Raw genomic sequence first — 17,343 nt, 5'->3', positions numbered from 1 at the left:
AACATGCCGGATCAGGCCGAGCCGAGTTCTTCGTCCAGGAAGCTGAAGATCTCCTCGGCGGACGCCGAGGACAGGTTCCCGTCGTCGCCGGTGGCGTCCTGGGCGCCGGAGCCGGTGTAGGTCCACAGGGAGAGCAGTTCGCGCAGCCGGTCGCCGACGGCGACCCGGTCGGCGTCGCCGTCCGCCACGGTCCGCATGACGTGCTCCAGCTTGTTCAGTTCGCCGAGCACCGTCAGCGCGGACGTGCTCCGCTCGGCCAGCAGCGCGCCCCGCAGGTGCTCGACGAGGGCCGCCGTGGTGGGCCGGTCGTAGATCAGCGTGGACGGCAGGCGCAGGCCGGTGGCCGCGTTGAGGCGGTTGCGGAACTCGACGGCGGTGAGCGAGTCGAAGCCGAGTTCGACGAAGCCGCGTTCGGCGTCGATGGACCGGATCGAGGCGTACCCGAGGACGGCGGCGGCGTGCGTGCGGACCAGGTCGGACAGCACCTGGTCGCGGTCGGCCTCGGCGGTGGCGGCGAGGGTGTCGCGCAGCGCCGCCGCCGGGTCGCGCTCGGCGGCGCGGGCCGCGCCCGTGGTCGCCGGGCGGACCAGCGACCGCAGCACCGGCGGCACCGCGGCGGGCCCGTGCCGGCCGATCAGGGCGAGGTCGAGGTTGACCGGTACGACGACTGGGTCGGCGAACCGCAGCGCCTCGCTGAACAGGTCCATGCCCTCCTCGGCGGCGAGCGGGACGAAGCCGCCCCGGTTCATCCGGTCCTCGTCGACGTGCCCCGGCTGCCCGTCGCCGGTGTCGTTGGCCCACGGCCCCCAGGCCATGGAGGTGGCGGGCAGCCCCCGGTCGTGCCGGTGCTGGGCGAGCGCGTCGAGGAAGCAGTTGGCGGCGGCGTGGTTGGCCTGTCCGGGGCCGCCGAACAGGCCGGCGGCGGAGGAGAACAGCACGAACGCAGCCAGGTCCAGCTTCTCGGTCAGCTCGTGCAGGTGCCAGGCGGCGTCGACCTTGGGCCGGAGCACGGCGTCGAACCGGTCCGGGGTGAGTGCGCCGAGGATGCCGTCGTCAAGCACTCCGGCCGCGTGCACCACGCCGCTGAGCGGCCGGTCTGCGGGGAGCTGGTCGATCAGCAGGGCCAGCGCGTCGCGGTCGGTGACGTCGCAGGCGGCCACCCGGGCGGTCGTGCCCAGCGCGGCGAGTTCGTCGACGAGCGTCGCCACGCCGGGGGCGTCCCCGCCGGTGCGGCTGACCAGCAGCAGGTGGCGTACCCCGTGCCGGTCGGCCAGCCGGCGGGCCACCAGCCGGCCCAGCGCGCCGGTCGCGCCGGTCACCAGGACGGTGCCGGCGGCCAGGTCGGGGTCGGGCCGGTCGGCGGGCGGCGGGCCGAGCCGGGTCAGCCGGGGGACGCGGAGCTGGCCGGCGCGCACCGCGAGCTGTGGCTCGCCGGTGGCGAGCGCCGCCGGCAGCAGGTCGGCGGCGGCCCGGTCGTCGTCGGCGTCGACGTCGACGTCGACCAGCACGATCCGGTCGGGGTTCTCCGACTGGGCGCTGCGCAGCAGCCCCCACGCGGTGGCGGCGGGCAGGTCGGCGATCCGGTCGCCCGCGTCGACCCGGACGGCGCCGCGGGTGACCACCACCAGCCGGGCGGTGGCGAGGGTGTCCTCGGCGAGCCACTGCTGGGCGAGCGCGAGGGTGCGGTGGCTGACCCGGTGGGCCAGCCGGGCCGGGTCCGGCTCGTCGGGGTCCGGCCCGCCGCAGGTGACGACCACCGCGTCGGGTACGGCCGCGCCGGCCCGCACCCCGGCGACCAGGGCGGCGAGGTCCGGGGACCGGTCGGCGGCGGGCCAGCCGTCGCCCAGGGCGACCAGCCGGTACGGGTTGTCGGCGCGGGCCGCGTCGGGGGTGACCCAGTCGAGGCGGTGCAGGGACCGGGTGGCGGCGCGGCGGGCCGCGCTGAGCTGCTCGCCGGAGATGGGCCGCAGGACGAGGCCGGTGACGGAGGCGACCGGCGTCGCGCCGGTGTCGGTGACCGTCAACGCGACCGCCCCGGAACCGGTGGCGGTGAGCCGGATCCGCAGCTCCCGGGCTCGGGTAGGCCGGATCGTCACGCCGGTCCAGGCGAACGGCAGGCCGGGCCGGATGTCGGGGCCGCCCGTCGCGGGCGGCGGGGCGGCACCGTCGTCGGGGCCGGCTCCGGCGACGCTGGCGCCGATGGCGTGCAGCGCCGCGTCCAGCAGCGCGGGGTGCACCGAGAAGGCGGTGGTGTCGGTCGCCGCGTCGGCGTCCAGGGCCACCTCGGCGAGGATGTCGGTGCCGGAGCGCCACGCGGCGCGCAGGGACCGGAACACCGGCCCGTAGTGGTAGCCCTGCTCGGCGAGCCGGGTGTAGAGCCCGTCGAGGGCGATCGGCTCGGCGTCAGCGGGCGGCCACACGGCCGCCGGGGCGGCGGCCGGGTCCTCGGTGGCGGCGAGCAGGCCGGAGGCGTGCCGCTGCCACTGCCGGGATCCGTCGGTGGCGTCGTCGGGCCGGGTGTGCACGGAGACCGGGCGGTGCCCGGTGTCGTCGGCCGGGCCGACCCGGACCCGCAGGTCGACGCCGCCCTCGGCGGGAATCGCCAGGGGCGCTTCCAGGTTCAGTTCGGCCACTGAGGCGGTGTCCGCGTGCCGGCCCGTCCAGGATGCCAGCTCGACCAGCGCGGTGCCGGGCAGCAGCACGGTGCCCAGCACGGCGTGGTCGGCCAGCCACGGCTGGGCGGTCAGGGAGATCCGGCCGGTGAACAGCAGCCCCTCGTCGCCGGGCAGCTCGGCGACGGCGCTGAGCAGCGGGTGGTCGACGACGTCGAGGCCGACGGCGGGCAGGACGGCCCGGTGGGCGCCGGTGCGCTCCAGCCAGAACCGGTGCCGCTCGAACGCGTACGTGGGCAGGTCCACCGGGTCGGCCCCGGCGAGGATCCGACGCTGGTCGACCGGCAGCCCGACGGTGTGGGCGGCGGCGAGGGCGGCCAGCAGCCGGGTCGGCGCGTCGCCGTCCCCGCGCAGGGTGTCCAGCACCTGGCCGGCGACGCCGGCCGAGGCGAGCGCCCCGGTCAGCTCGGCGGTCGACGCCGGGTCGGGCGACAGCGCCACGAAGGTGACGTGGCCGGCGGCGACGGCGGCCCGCAGGGCGGCGTCGAGGGAACCCGGCCGGCGGACCCCGTCGGCCCAGTGGCCGGCGTCCAGGGACGCCGGGTCGGCCCAGTCCCCGGTCACGGTCGACAGCAGGCGGGCGGTGCCCGGCTGCGGGGCGAGGCCGGTCAGTTCGGCGCGGAGGCGGTCGGCGGCGGCATCGGTCGCGTCGTCGTCGGTCCGGTCCGCGACGGCCCGGGCCCGCAGGGCGACCACGCGGGCCGCGTCGGGCAGGGAGAGCACGCCGGCCACGCAGGCGGCGGCGACCTCCCCGTCGGCGTGGCCGAGCACGGCGGCGGGGGTGACCCCGGCGTGCCGCCACACGGCGGCCAGGGCGACGCCGACGGCGAAGGCGACGGGCTGGGCCAGCTCCGGGCGGTCCACCCAGGACCGGTCCGCGCCGGTCAGCAGGGCCGCCGGGTCGACGTCCAGCCAGGGGGCCAGGGCCTGGCGGCAGTCGGCGAGCGCGCCGTCGAGGGCGGGGCACCGGCCGACCAGCCCGGCCGCCGCGTCGACGGCGGCGCGGGCGTCCGGGAGGACGAACACGGGGCCCGGCCCGTGGCCGGTGACGGCGCCGGTGAGCAGGTTGCCGGCCGGGGTGCCGGTGGCGAGCGCGTCCAGGCCGGCCAGCAGGTCCGGGGTGCCCGCGCCGAGCACCGCCGCCCGCCGGTCGAACGCCGACCGGGTGGTGGCCAGCGACCAGGCCACCGCCGCCGGGTCGAGCCCGGGGTGCTCCCGCAGGTGCCGGGCCAGCCGGGCGGCCTGCGCGGCCAGGGCGGCCGTGGAGCGCGCCGACAACGGCCACGCCACCGTGTCGGCGGCGAGCAGGCAGGGGTCGGGCGCGGACGCGGGGGCCGCGTCGGCGTCGTCGGCGGCAGGCAGCTCGACGAGCACGTGGGCGTTGGTGCCGGAGATCCCGAACGAGGACACGGCGGCCCGGCGCGGCCGGTCCACGGCCGGCCAGGGGCGGGCCCGGGTGACCAGCTCCACCGCCCCGGACGACCAGTCGATGTGCGGCGACGGCTCGTCGGCGTGCAGGGACGCCGGGACGAGGCCCTCCCGCATCGCCAGCACCATCTTGATCACGCCGGCCACCCCGGCGGCGGCCTGGGAGTGCCCGATGTTCGACTTCACCGAGCCCAGCAGCAGCGGCTCGCCGCCGTCGCGGCCCTGGCCGTACGTGGCCAGCAGGGCCTGCGCCTCGATCGGGTCGCCGAGGACGGTGCCGGTGCCGTGCGCCTCGACGACGTCCACGTCGGCGGTGGTGAGCCGGGCGCTGGCCAGGGCCTGCCGGATCACCCGCTGCTGGGACGGCCCGTTCGGGGCGGTCAGCCCGTTGGACGCGCCGTCGGAGTTGACGGCGGACCCGCGGACCACGGCGAGGATGCGCCGGCCCTCGCGGCGGGCGTCGGAGAGGCGCTGCACCAGCAGCATGCCGACGCCCTCGGACCAGCCGGTGCCGTCGGCGGACGCGGCGAACGACTTGCACCGGCCGTCGGAGGCCAGCCCGCCCTGCCGGGAGAACTCCTGGAACGCGGTGGGGGTGGCCATCACGGCCACGCCGCCGGCCAGCGCCAGGTCACACTCGCCCCGGCGCAGCGCCGCCCCGGCCAGGTGCAGCGCCACCAGCGACGACGAGCAGGCGGTGTCGACGGTGACGGCCGGCCCCTCCAGTCCGAGGGTGTACGCGACCCGGCCGGAGATCACGCTGTGCGCGGCCCCCGTCATCAGGTACCCCTCGACACCCTCGGGGACCTCGGTCAGCCCGGTGCCGTACCCGGAGGTGGAGGCACCGACGAAGACGCCGGTGCGGGTGCCGCGCAGCGCGGCGGGGTCGACCCCGGCCCCCTCCAGCGCCTCCCAGGACGCCTCCAGGGTGAGCCGCTGCTGCGGGTCCATGGCCAGCGCCTCGCGGGGCGAGATCTCGAAGAACGCGGGGTCGAAGTCGGGCACGTCGTAGAGGAAGCCGCCGGCCGGGGCATGGGCGCCGTCGAGACCCTCGGGGATCTCCCAGCCCCGGTCGGTGGGGAACGCCGACACGGCGTCGACGCCGTCGGCGACGAGCCGCCAGAACTCCTCCGGCCCGCCGACGCCGCCCGGGTACCGGCAGGCCATGCCGACGATCGCCACGGGCTCGTCGGCGTGCACGACGAGGGTCTCCCCCGCGTCGGCCGCGTCGCCCCCGAAGACCAGCTCGCGCAGGTGCGCGGCCAGCTCGGCGGGGGTGGGGTAGTCGAAGACGAGGGTGGTGGGCAGGCGCAGGCCGGTGGCCGTGTTCATCCGGCCCCGGAAGTCGACGGCGGTCAGCGAGTCGAAGCCGAGGTCCTTGAACGGGCGTCCGCGCAGCTCGTCCGGGGTGGCGTGGCCGAGGACGGCAGCGGTCTGCTCGTTGACCAGCCGCAGCAGGTCGCGTTCCTGGTCGGCGGCGGAGAGGCCGGCCAGGTGGCGCAGCGGTTCGGCGACGGCGCCCGGCGCGGGCGCGGCGGACTCCTCGGCGTCGAGCAGGGCCCGCACCTGGGGCAGGTCGCCGAGCAGCGGGCTGGGCCGGGCCACGGTGAACGCCGGGTGGAACCGGGCCCAGTCGACGTCGGCGACGGTGACGCATCCGGTGGGCCGGCGGGTCGCCCGGTCCAGCGCGACGAGCGCCCGGTCCGGGTCGATCGGGGGCAGGCCCATCCGGTTGAGCTGTGCGGTGGCCACGTTCTCGGCGGCCATGCCGCCCTCGCCGCCCCAGGCGGTCCAGGACACGGCGGTGGCCGGCAGTCCCCGGCCGCGCCGGTTGACCGCGAGGGCGTCCAGCAGCGAGTTTCCGGCCCCGTACGCGCACTGGCCGGCGCTGCCCCACACCCCGGAGATGGAGGAGAAGAGCACGAACGCGGCGAGGGGGCGGTCGGCGAGGCAGTCGTCGAGGTGCAGCGCGCCGAGCACCTTGCCGGCGACGACGTGGGAGAACTCGTCGAGGGTGGTGTCGGTCAGCGGGGTGAGCTGGTCGGTGCCGGCGGCGTGCACGACGGCGGTCAGCCCAGGCAGCGAGTCCAGCAGCGCGGCCACCGACGACCGGTCGGTCACGTCGCAGGTGGCGGCGGTGACCCGTCCGTCGGCGCCGTACCTTTCGAGCAGGTCGGCCATGGCGGGGGCGGCGGCGCCCCGGCGGCTGGCCAGCACCACCTGCCGGGCGCCGCGGTCCAGCAGCCAGCGGGTGACGTGGCCGCCGAGCCCGCCGGTGCCGCCGGTGACCAGGACGGTGCCGCCGCTCCAGTCGACGGCGGGCACGTCGTCCACGGCGGCGGGGGCCGGCACGAGCCGGCGGGCCCAGACGCCGCCCGAGCGGACGGCCACCTGGTCCTCGCCGCCGTCGGCGAGCACGGCGGCCAGCCGGCGGGCGACGGCGTCGTCCACGGTGGACGGCAGGTCGACCAGGCCGCCCCAGCGGTGCGGCTGCTCGACAGCGGCGGCGCGGCCGAGGCCCCAGACCTGGTTCTGCAACGGGTGCTCGACCTGGTCGGCGGGGGCCGCGGCGACCGCGCCGCTGGTGACGCACCACAGCCGCGCCACCAGGTCGAGGTCGGTCAGGGCCTGGACCAGCGCGAGGGCGGTGGCGGCGGCGAGCGTGACGCCCGGGTGCTCCGGGAGCAGCCGGTCCTGGCCGGCGACGACGAGCAGCACGCCGTCGACGGGCCGCTCGGCGGCGGCCTCCCGCAGCCGGGCGGCCAGCGCCGCCCGGTCCAGGTCGGCCCCGCCGACGGTGAGCGGTTCGGCGTCGGGCAGCAGGCCGGCCAGCCCGGCGGCCCAGGCGGGGGCGTCGGCGGCGGGCAGCACGACCAGCCAGCGGCCGGCGGGTGCGTCCCGGTCGGCGACCGGCACCGGCTTCCAGGTCACCTGGTACGACCACTCGTCGGCCAGCGACCGCTCCCGGCGGGACCGGCGCCAGGAGCTGAGCACCGGCAGGGCCGGCAGCAGGGTACGCACGGAGTCGTCGTCGGGGTCGACGCCCAGCTCCCCGCCCAGCGTCTCGGCGTCGGCGCCCTCCAGCGCCGCCCAGAACCCGTCGTCGTCGCCGGAGGCGGTGGCCGCGACGGCGGCGGGCGGTGGCTCGGGCCAGAACCGCTGGCGGTGGAACGCGTACCCGGGCAGCGGCACCCGCGCGACGTCGGCGCCCGCGAACAGCGCGGCCCAGTCCACGTCGACCCCGCCGGCGTGCAGCTCGGCAAGGGCGGCGAACGCGGAGCCGGGTTCACCACGGTCGCGGCGCAGCAGGGCGGTCGTGGCCCGGCCCTCGTCCCGGCCGGTGGCGGCGAGGATGTCGCGGGTGAGCGCGGTGAGCACCCCGCTCGGGCCCACCTCAAGGAAGGTACGCACGCCCATGGCGCACAGCCGGTCCACCCCGTCGGCGAACCGGACGGCCTCCCGCACGTGCCGCACCCAGTATTCGGGGGTGCGCACGGCGTCGGGGTCGACGACCTCGCCGGTCAGGTTCGACACGATCGGCAGCGTCGGCGGGTGCAGCTCGACCCCGCGCAGCACGGCGGCGAACTCGTCGAGCATCGGTTCCATCAGCGGGCTGTGGAAGGCGTGGCTGACCCGCAGGGGCTTGGTCCGCACCCCCTGGTCGGCCCAGCGGCGTTCGAGTTCCTCCACGGCGTCGGCGGCGCCGGAGACCACCACCGAGGCGGGGCCGTTCACGGCGGCGACGGCGACCCGGTCTTCGAGGCCGGTCAGGGCGGCCCGGACCGCCTCGGCGGAGAGCTGGACCGACAGCATCGCGCCGCCGGCCGGCAGGGCCTGCATCAGCCGGCCCCGGGCGGCGACGACGGCGGCGGCGTCCGGCAGGGTCAGCACGCCGGCGACGTGGGCCGCCGACAGCTCGCCGATCGAGTGGCCGAGCAGGACGTCCGGGACGACCCCCCAGCTCGCCAGGAGCCGGAACAGCGCCACCTCGACGGCGAAGAGCCCGGCCTGGGTGAACAGGGTCTGGTTGAGCAACGCTGCGGCCTCGCCGCCCTCGGGCGCGAAGATCACCGGGGCCAGCGGCCGGGGCAGGTGACGGTCCAGCTCGGCGCAGACCTCGGCCAGCGCGCGGGCGAACACCGGGAAGGCGTCGGCCAGGTCGCGGCCCATGCCGCAGCGCTGCGCGCCCTGCCCGGAGAAGAGGAACGCGAGCTGGCCGCCGCGCGGCCCGGCACCGGTGACCAGCCCGGGCGCGTCGTGGCCGGCGGCGAGGGCGCGCAGCCCGGCGAGCAGTTCGGCGCGGTCGGCGGCGAACAGCACGGCCCGGTGCTCCAGCCGGGCCCGGGTGGTGGCCGACGACCAGCCCACGTCGGGCAGCCGCAGTTCGGGGCGGGCGTCGAACAGGTCGGCCCAGCGGGTGGCCTGCGCGGTGAGGGCCGCCGCGTCGCGGGCGGAGAGCAGCACCGGCACGAGTCCGGCCCCGACGACCGGCGCGGGCCCGTCGCCGGCCGACCCGGCCGTGGTGGCCCCGGCGGTGGTGGCCCCGGCCGTGCCGGCCGCAGCGGTGGTGGCTGCGGCGGTGCTGGCCGCGTCGCGCCCGGCGTCGCCGTCCGCGCCGGACTCCGCCGGCCCGGGGGCGGCCTCGGCCGGCGCCTCCTCGATGATCACGTGAGCGTTGGTGCCGCTCATCCCGAACGACGACACGCCGGCCCGGCGCGGCTGCTCACCGGCGGCCCACGGCTGGGCCCGGGTCACCAGCGACACCGCGCCGGCCGTCCAGTCCACGTTGGGGGTCGGCTCGTCGACGTGCAGCGTCGCCGGCACCGTCTCGTGCCGCAACGCCATCACCATCTTGATCACCCCGGCGACGCCGGCCGCGGCCTGGGTGTGGCCGATGTTCGACTTCACCGAGCCGAGCCACAGCGGACGGTCCGCCGGCCGACCCTGCCCGTACGTGGCGAGCAGCGCCTGCGCCTCGATCGGGTCGCCGAGGGTGGTGCCGGTGCCGTGCGCCTCCACCACGTCGACCTGCTCGGGCGAGAGACGGGCGCTGGCCAGGGCCTGGAGGACGACGCGCTGCTGGGACGGGCCGTTGGGGGCGGTGAGCCCGTTGGACGCGCCGTCCTGGTTGACGGCGCTGCCCCGGACCACGGCCAGCACGGGGTGCCCGTGCCGGCGGGCATCGGAGAGCCGCTCGACGAGCAGCAGGCCGACGCCCTCGCCCCACCCGGTGCCGTCGGCGGCGGCGGCGAACGACTTGACCCGCCCGTCGGCGGCGAGGCCGCGCTGCCGGCTGAAGCCGATGAAGGCGGACGGGGTGGACATGATGGTGGCGCCGCCGGCCAGCGCCAGGGTGCACTCCCCCTGGCGCAGGGCCTGGCAGGCGAGGTGCAGGGCGACCAGCGACGAGGAGCAGGCGGTGTCGACGGTGAGGGCGGGGCCCTCGATGCCGAGGGCGTACGAGATCCGGCCGGACACCACGCTCGCCGCCGTGCCGGTGAGGACGTACCCCTCGGTGCCGGGCGGCGGCGGCTGGAGCAGTCCCACGTAGTCCTGACCGGTGGTGCTGGCGAAGACGCCGACCTGGTGGCCGCGCAGCGCGGACGGGTCGATGCCGGCGTGCTCGAACGCCTCCCACGACGTTTCCAGCAGCAGCCGCTGCTGGGGGTCCATGGCGAGCGCCTCGCGCGGGGAGATGCCGAAGAAGCCGGCGTCGAAGTCGGTGGCCGAGTCGAGGAAGCCGCCCTCGGAGGCGTACGACGTGCCGGGGTGGTCGGGGTCGGGGTGGAACAGCCGGGTCAGGTCCCAGCCCCGGTCGGCGGGAAATCCGGAGATGGCGTCCCCGCCCGAGGCGACGAGCTCCCACAGGTCCTCCGGGGAGCGCACCCCGCCGGGGAAGCGGCAGGACATGCCGACGATCGCGATCGGCTCACGGTTGGCAGCCTCAAGCTCGCCGAGCTTCCTCCTGGTCTGGTGAAGGTCCGCCGTCACCCATTTCAGGTATTCCCGTAGCGTATCTTCGTTCGCCATTGCCGCCACCTATTCGGGCCGGAAGAACCAGGCGACCCAATACCGTCCACAGACGCCTCAAGCCGCGAAGACCAGAGCCCATAAAGCCGACCACGAATTGCCAGACAGACAGCGCTGCAGCGCACACCAGGTCCTACTTACCGGAGGAAGGTATTTGGCCCCGTACAGCGCTGCCAACCCCTAGTGGGCCCCTAGCGCTGCCCCTAGGAGCAGGGCCGCAGGCTGGGACGAAGCGCCCCTCGGACGGGCACCGGCCGGTGCCCGTCGACGGGCGGCCGGGCAGATGCGGCACCCGCCCCGGCCGGCTTCGCCGATCTCGTCGACACCACCCGCCCGCCGGCCTTTTCCACTACGGCACATTGAACCATTCCGCGTAACGATGCGTGACGTCGCACAGTGAGCCATTCGCACAATGTTCTGAGCACGGAGCGCGCTGTCCGGATTGGCAGTCAGGGCGACTGCGAAGTCGGGCGGGAGCGCTGCGATCAGGAAATCTGGCGGCCCTGGCGTGGGTGCCGCTCCACGGCGGGTATGCCTCCCGGCGCCTATGGAGCTGAGTCGGATACGACATCACCCACGCTCGCCGCGATCCACGACCGCATGCGACGACCCGACGGCGGTGGGTGACGCTACGGCGGTGGCCCGGCCGGCGGTGATGACGTGGACGACTCAGCTCCATAGGCCCGCCCCACGGCATCGACCGCCACGCCCACAGCCCCGCCTCGGCCACGGTCCCCGGGCCGGCTAGGGACCGCACCCGCCACAACGCAATAGCCCTGCCCGGCCGGTGGAGGAGGGGTTGCCCGACGCCGGCACCACTCGGACGAACTCCACCGGCCACCCAACCACGCCAGCGGCGGTGGGGCTTCGACTGGCAGGGCGTGAGCCTGCGTCGGTTCGGCGACGTTAGCCGTCTGCTCGATCGGGGTGGGGACGGGGTCCAGGGTGGGTGGCAGCCACAGGTCGACCAGCGCCCGTTGCCGGGCAGGGACCGGTTGGAACCGGTCGGCCGGAGTGACCGGTGCCCTCTGGTCGAGGGCCCGGTGAGGGCGGTCGGTGTTGTAGTGCCGCACGTAGGCGTCCAGCGCGGCTTGGGCCTCATGCAGGCTGGTGAACGCGTCGGCGGTGTCGAGGAAGTCGGGACGGAGGGTGCCGTGGAACCGTTCGACCTTGCCGTTCTGGTTCGGTGAGGCGGGCACGGTGAGTAGGTGGGTGATGCCGTTGTGGCGGCAGATCTTGTCGAACAGCACCTCCCCGGTACGGGGCCGATACTTGCCGAACCGGTCGGTGAACTGCTTGCCGTTGTCGGTGATGATCTCCTTGGGGGCACCGAACCGGGCCAGCGCCTCGGCCAACGCCAGACGCACCGCCCGGCCGGTGGCTCGCTCCACCACCTTCGCGATCAGGCAGTACCGAGGGTGGTCGTCGACGGCGGTGACCACCTTCGCCTCCCGCGGCACACCCGTGGCAGGGTCGACCAGCCGCACACCGCCGACGATGTCCATCTGCCACAACTGGATCGGCGCCGGCCGTTCCCAACGGATATACGAATCCTTCGGCCGTTTCCGGGGCCGAGCCCGCAGCAGACCCTGCCGCTGTAGAATCCGGTCGATCGTCCGTTCCGACGGCACCACCAGGTCCTCGACTACCCAGGGGGCGGGCCGGCGCAGCATCTCCAACCGGATCCGCCGTGAACCCCACCGGGGATGCTCCCGACGCATCTCCGCCACCGCGACCTCCACCACCTCCGCCACCTGAACCGGAGACGAGTGCGGCCGATGCGACCGGTCGGCCAACCCACCCAACTGCTCGGTCAGATACCGGCCCATCCACCGATGCACCGTCGACCGATGCACCCCGAAGCCCGCGGCCACCTCCGTCACATCCGAAGCAGCCAGCACCGCACGAACCGCGTCCAACCGTTGCTCAACAACCGACAAGACAACCAGCGCCAATCCCGTCCTCCCTGAATCCCGACGCCCCGCGGAGACGTCAGGCCCAGAGTGTCGAAACCGACCACTGTCGCAGATCACCTGGCGGACGCGTGTCGCACATCAGCCGACGGAGGACGCCGCTTCAACTCAACCACTGCCGAAACAGTCCCTTTAGGATCGAGGCGCCGCGCGAGCGCGGCGCAGCCCGCCGCACTCGGCCTGCTGGCGGCCTCCGGCCGGCATCGGCCGGCACGGCGGGCCGACCCTTCATCTGGTCAGCATCGGCGGTGCCACCACGGTAGTTCGGGCGACGTCTGCGGATCGTGAAGGCTCCGGCGCAGCAGGACGGCGTCCAAGGCATCAACGAGGGAGCGCACCTCACTCCCGGCGCGCGTTGGGAGCATCGTCACGACGTCTTCAAGCATGTCGCGAGCCCAGCCCGCACCGCAGCAGGAACAGGTGAACTCGGCCTCCCACTGCTTCCACGAACGTCGGAGCCCACGTACGTGCACGGACCAAACGTTGATTGCCGCAGCCACGCCCCCTGGCATCAGTCGCGCGCCTTCGAGCTGCCGAATCGCCGCGTTGGTTGCTCCGGACAGCCCGGGAGTGCTGCGATAGCGCACCCACGGTCGTCGCCAGGTCCGCTCCCGCAGGCGAAGCGATGCCGGTCTTCTACGCGGCATAACCCCTTCGAATAGCGTTCATGACGACATCCTGCCAGCCGCACACAGCCACCGCCAGGCCGTGACGATCGCGAGGGTGGCTGGCCACCGTCGAGGTCGGGGCGACCGCTGCCGCGCCGCTTCGCGGCTCGCCACCGGGTAACGGGGTCCAGGTGCGCGGAGAGCCGGCGACACGCCAAGCCGCCCCCGGCCCGAAGGCCGGGGCGGTAAGCCCTACGCCGCCGGACAACCGCGCACCCATCGGCGCCGTGCCAGCCACGTGCCAGTAGCCGGTGTCCCGGGCGGTCAGCAGCAGTCACGATCGGGCACCACGGCGCCGCCGCTGAGCAGGCGTTCCGGACAGTTCAGGTCAGCCGAGAACGATCTTCCAAACTGACGGTGCGGGTTCGCGAGCCGCCTGAACTAGTCCCCGCCACCACCTGCATCGCCGCCAGCGCCTCCGTCTGGCGGAGGGTGAAGCGGGTAATCGCCGGCATCGTCGTCGGGCGGGGAGACTCGTGGCTTCAACAGATGGATCACCATGAGCACCAGGAGGATCAGCGAGACCGCGACAACGAAAACAAGCCCCACCATCTCAATCACCGACGTCACGAAACGAATCTACGATCGCCCGGGGGGCTTCGGTGATGCCGTCGGTGTAGAGCAGCAGCGCGTCGCCGGGGTTCAGGTGGAACATGGTTTCCTTCAGGTGCTCTCGGCCGAGTCGCATCGATGGGCTCAGCAGGATCCCTGCCGCGTCGAGTGGTTCCACGGTTCCGTTCGCGCGGCGGATGTGGGCCGGTGGGTGTCCGGCGCTGGCGTAGTGCCCGCTGATGCCGTCGCCGGATGGGCGGTAAGTGGCGGGCGCGGCGGTCATGAAGTGTTCTCTCACAGACCACCGCTGTCCGGCCCGGCCGGTGGAGGAGGAGGGGCCGGTCGGTCATCATCCGATGCCGAGGGCCGTGGCGAGCCGGGCTACGTCCGCGGGGACCGGTCCGTGGCGTGTCAGGTCGGTGAGCAGCGTACGGGCCACCGGCCGCAACCGGACCTCGGCCGGCGCGGTGCGGTCCGCTTCGACCAGCGCGCGTCCGGCCGCGAGGGGGTCGCCGACCCGGAGGTACGCGCGGGTGGCGTCGAGCAGGTACGCCGCCCGATGCTCGGCCGGTAGCCGTCGCCAGTCGTCCGCGCCGACGACCTTCTCGTGCAGCATCACCGCCTCGCCGCCGGCACCCAGTTCGACGGCGGTAGCCACCCGGGCCAGCTCCACCGCCGTGGGCCCGAAGCTGGTCCAGTGCCGGTCGTGTCCCTCGCCGATCTCGTCGGCGATCCCGGCCGCCTGGTCGACCAGTTCCCGTGCGCTGCACTCGTCGCCGAATCCGGCGGCGGCAAGGGCGGCCTGGATCAGCAGCGTCCCGCGCAGCGCCAGGTCCCGTGGCGGGCCGTCGCGCCACACCCTGGGGACGGTGCGGTACGCGGCGGCGATCGTGACCGACAGAGCCGGCCGGGGGCGGTCGAGGACGCGCAGCGCCTGCCCCAGCGACACGGTGGCCGCCGCCACCAACAGCGGGTCGCCGGTGGCCACGGACATGGCCCGGTCGGCGGCGAACCAGCCGAGGTCGCCCTCACCGAGCTTCACCAACACCGACGACGCGATCCGGTACGCCTGCACCAGCAGCTCCGCCGCACCGTCCCCGTCCCCGCCGCCGCTGGGGTGGGCGTGGGCGTGTTGGGTGTTGCCGAGCAGCTCCGGCAGCATCCGCAGTAGTTGGGGATAGTCGGCGTGCTGGTACGTCAGCCAGGCGTGCCGCACCCGCCGGCCCAGCTCTCCGACCGGCGGTGCCGCCCGCACCTGCGGCCCGTTCAGGGCGGTGTCGTAGCGGGCGAGGGCGGCGCGTACCCCGTCGACGCCGTGCACGGCGGCGCGGGCGGCCTGCGACGGTAGGGCGTCGCGGCCGAGCAGCGCCACCGGGTCGACGCGGAGCACGGCGGCGAGGTCCTGGATGACCGTGAACCGGTCGAGGGCGCGGACACCCCGCTCGACCTTGTCGACCCAGCTCTTCGACTTGCCGAGCCGGTCGGCGAGCATCTGCTGGGTCATCCGCCGCCGGGCCCGTAGCCGGGCGATCCGGCGTCCTATCGGCAGGTCATGGATGGTCACGACGCCACCGCCGGTCGGGCACCGCCCTGGTTGTTTCGTCCGCCGGTATCCGATCCGCCTCGGCCTGCTTGAGCAGGCGTTGCCTCGCGGCCTCCCGTTCGGCGTCCTCGGCCTGCTCACTCCGGCTCTGGGCCGGGCCGTTGTCCGTGGCGTCCATATCTCCCTGCCTTCTGATTGGGTAGGTAGCGTCGGTGCCGTTCTTGATCTTCCGAGTCGGCCGGGTGCTCCTGGACCGCCCACATCTCCAACGGTCTGCCGCACCACCCGACGATGCGTTCGGTGATGTCGGTGGTGCTCATGCCGGTGATTTCCGTGTGGGCGTCCGGCAGGTACGCGGTCATGTAGCGCACGAGCGTGCGAATGTTGCACTGACACAGCTCCTTGAGCTGGCGTTTGCGGATCAGGCAGGGCCAGGGAGCCCCGCAGACGAGGCAGTTCCAGTCCGGCCTGGACGGGCCGTGGAGCGCCGGGTAGTCAGCCATCGCCGCCGCCGTCCCCCGGCGGGCGGTGGCAGCCCTGCCGGCGGGGCGAGTACGGCGGCCACATGGGCGGACGCCGGTACTCACCCCGGGGCCGCTGCGCCCACGGCTCGCGGGGACGCCGGCGCTCTGCTCGCAGCTCGGTCGCGGCGTCGCGGTGGTGGCGGGCCTCGTCCCGAGCGGCCATGACCTCCTGGTACAGGGTGTCCAGGTCGGCCTCGACCCGGCGGAGGAACCTGCCGACTGCCTCCGGGTCGAGGCCGCGGCAACCGAACCTGGTCAACGGGAACTCCTGCCACCGGACGTCGGCCGGGGTCAGCAGGTTCCGCTGGGACTGGTAGACCGCGCCGCCCTCGCGGGTGCCGCCGACTCCGATAGAAGGCCCGCCCCCAACCGGCTCGGCGGGTTCGTCTTTTCTGGGCCCCATGTGCCTCCGTCCTGCGCTGTCGAGATGGCTGGGCGAACGACCCGGGTCGGGTGGGCGGGGTCCGGCGAGGCATCCACGCCCTCCCCCTGGGGGTGGGCCCACTACCCGACACCTTGCCGACAGCGACGGGATCAGTACACGACGTTGCCATATGCTCAGGATTGTTCGGGACGTCCATGTGGGAGGCGGGATGAACCAGGCACTTCAAGCGGCCATGACCGAGGCCGGCGAGACGGCAGAGAGTCTTGCAGCTCAGACGGGGGTAGATCCGAAGACCGCAGCGCGGTGGATCTCCCCGGGACGTGTGCCGCAACCGCGTCGACGTGTGGCGGTGGCCGCAATCCTGGGCCGGGACATAAATGACCTATGGCCCGATGTCCTGAAGCGACGCGAGCCGCAGTGGCTGAGAAAATGGGTTGACTGGGAACGCGAAGCAGTCGCGCTACGGTGGTTTGAGCACGCCTGGGTGCCCGGCTTGCTTCAAACCGAGGCGTACGCGCGAGCCACGCTGGCTCACAACCTGCTGGCCCCGGACGAGATCGAGGAGCGCGTAGCGTCGAGGTCCGAACGAAGCGCCATCCTCTTCAGCAACAAGCCCGTGCAGCTCGTCGCCGCCATCGACGTGATGGTGCTGCGCCGGCCCATGAAGAGTCACCCCGCCGCGATGAAGGAGCAGCTCGCCCACCTGGCTGAGATGGCCGAGCTGCCACACGTACAGATCCTCGTGGTGGGTGAAGACGCAGGGCTCTACCCAGGCCTACAGGGTGGATTTATCCTGGGCACCCTGGGCGACGGCTCGGTGGTCGCGCACCTCGATCACCAGGTGCGAGCGCAGATAGTGGACCAAGCGGAGGACCTTGTTAACCTCCAGCAGACGTGGGAGGCAATCAGGGGCGAAGCGTTCTCCCGTAAGCAGTCACTGAACCTGATCAAGGAAGCAGCGCAGACATGGACATGACCGACGCCAAGTGGCGTAAGAGCAGCCGCAGCGGCTCCAACGGCGGTTCGTGCGTCGAGGTCGCCGACAATTTGCCGGGCATCGTCCTGGTCCGGGATACGAAGGACCGCGAGGGCGGCACCCTCGACTTCACGCCGGGCAACTGGCAGTCGTTCGTCAACCTGGCCAAGCAGATCGGGCCGGTCGGCTGACCAGCATGACGAGAAGCCCCCGGCCACCGCGCGATCCTTCGAGACGGCAAAGTCCGAGTGAATGAGAGTGATACGCGATGGCCGCATCTGAGAGTGTGAACCCGCCACCGACGGGCTGAACGACATGAGCGGATCTTGTGGTGGGTGACGACCTCGCGGGCCTAGACTTCTGTTCGTGCCATACGAGCAGGCTGAGTACCGCCGCATCGCTGACGGCATCGCCGGGCAGATCAAGTCCGGAGAGCTGAAGGCACACGACAAGCTGCCCTCCACCGCCGAACTCGCAGAGAAGCACCACGTCTCGCTTGCAGCGGTGAATCGAGCATTCGGTCTGCTGCACGATCGCGGCTTGGTGTACGGCAAGCAGGGCAAGGGCGTTGTGGCAGGGGTTGAGTAGCCGC

The 17,343-nt window shown here is 74.1% G+C and carries 9 protein-coding genes; 3 read left to right on the top strand and 6 right to left on the bottom strand.

The genetic code is table 11. The features are described from left to right. Positions 1-11 precede the first annotated feature (11 nt). From ACFYZF_RS11250 to ACFYZF_RS11225, 6 genes are all read right to left on the bottom strand, one after another. On the bottom strand, positions 12-10,130 hold the full coding sequence (locus ACFYZF_RS11250; protein ID WP_387018492.1) for a type I polyketide synthase: 10,119 nt from the start codon (positions 10,128-10,130) through the stop codon (positions 12-14). A gap of 629 nt (positions 10,131-10,759) precedes the next feature. Then, positions 10,760-12,163: an IS481 family transposase gene (locus ACFYZF_RS11245; protein WP_387018489.1), complete on the bottom strand. Its 1,404-nt coding sequence runs from the start codon at positions 12,161-12,163 to the stop codon at positions 10,760-10,762. Between the two features lie 1,161 nt (positions 12,164-13,324). Beyond that, complete coding sequence (locus tag ACFYZF_RS11240) at positions 13,325-13,606, bottom strand: SpoIIE family protein phosphatase (protein ID WP_387018486.1); 282 nt, start codon at positions 13,604-13,606, stop codon at positions 13,325-13,327. A gap of 66 nt (positions 13,607-13,672) precedes the next feature. Next, positions 13,673-14,887: a helix-turn-helix domain-containing protein gene (locus ACFYZF_RS11235; protein ID WP_387018484.1), complete on the bottom strand. Its 1,215-nt coding sequence runs from the start codon at positions 14,885-14,887 to the stop codon at positions 13,673-13,675. A gap of 116 nt (positions 14,888-15,003) precedes the next feature. Further along, positions 15,004-15,369 (bottom strand): hypothetical protein, encoded by a 366-nt coding sequence (locus ACFYZF_RS11230; protein WP_387018482.1) that lies wholly within the window; start codon positions 15,367-15,369, stop codon positions 15,004-15,006. Continuing rightward, on the bottom strand, positions 15,362-15,793 hold the full coding sequence (locus ACFYZF_RS11225) for a DivIVA domain-containing protein (RefSeq protein ID WP_387018479.1): 432 nt from the start codon (positions 15,791-15,793) through the stop codon (positions 15,362-15,364). The genes ACFYZF_RS11230 and ACFYZF_RS11225 overlap by 8 nt, the downstream gene beginning before the upstream one ends. A gap of 190 nt (positions 15,794-15,983) precedes the next feature. On the opposite strand from ACFYZF_RS11225, the gene ACFYZF_RS11220 reads away from it, so the two are divergent. The 3 genes from ACFYZF_RS11220 (at position 15,984) to ACFYZF_RS11210 (ending at position 17,339) form a co-directional block, all read left to right on the top strand. After that, positions 15,984-16,751: a Scr1 family TA system antitoxin-like transcriptional regulator gene (locus ACFYZF_RS11220; RefSeq protein ID WP_387018476.1), complete on the top strand. Its 768-nt coding sequence runs from the start codon at positions 15,984-15,986 to the stop codon at positions 16,749-16,751. Further along, positions 16,748-16,942 carry a DUF397 domain-containing protein gene (locus tag ACFYZF_RS11215; RefSeq protein ID WP_043964297.1) on the top strand — a complete coding sequence of 65 codons (195 nt, stop codon included), beginning with the start codon at positions 16,748-16,750 and terminating at the stop codon, positions 16,940-16,942. Before ACFYZF_RS11220 ends, ACFYZF_RS11215 begins: the two co-directional genes overlap by 4 nt. 175 nt (positions 16,943-17,117) lie before the next feature. Next, positions 17,118-17,339 (top strand): GntR family transcriptional regulator, encoded by a 222-nt coding sequence (locus tag ACFYZF_RS11210; RefSeq protein ID WP_387018473.1) that lies wholly within the window; start codon positions 17,118-17,120, stop codon positions 17,337-17,339. Positions 17,340-17,343: the final 4 nt, after the last annotated feature.

Source organism: Micromonospora sp. NPDC001898, assembly GCF_042891255.1.
In the GTDB taxonomy this organism is placed as follows: Bacteria; Actinomycetota; Actinomycetes; order Mycobacteriales; family Micromonosporaceae; genus Micromonospora.
The sequence above is the reverse complement of the archived record's forward strand: the minus strand, read 5'-3'. Positions and strand labels throughout refer to the sequence as shown.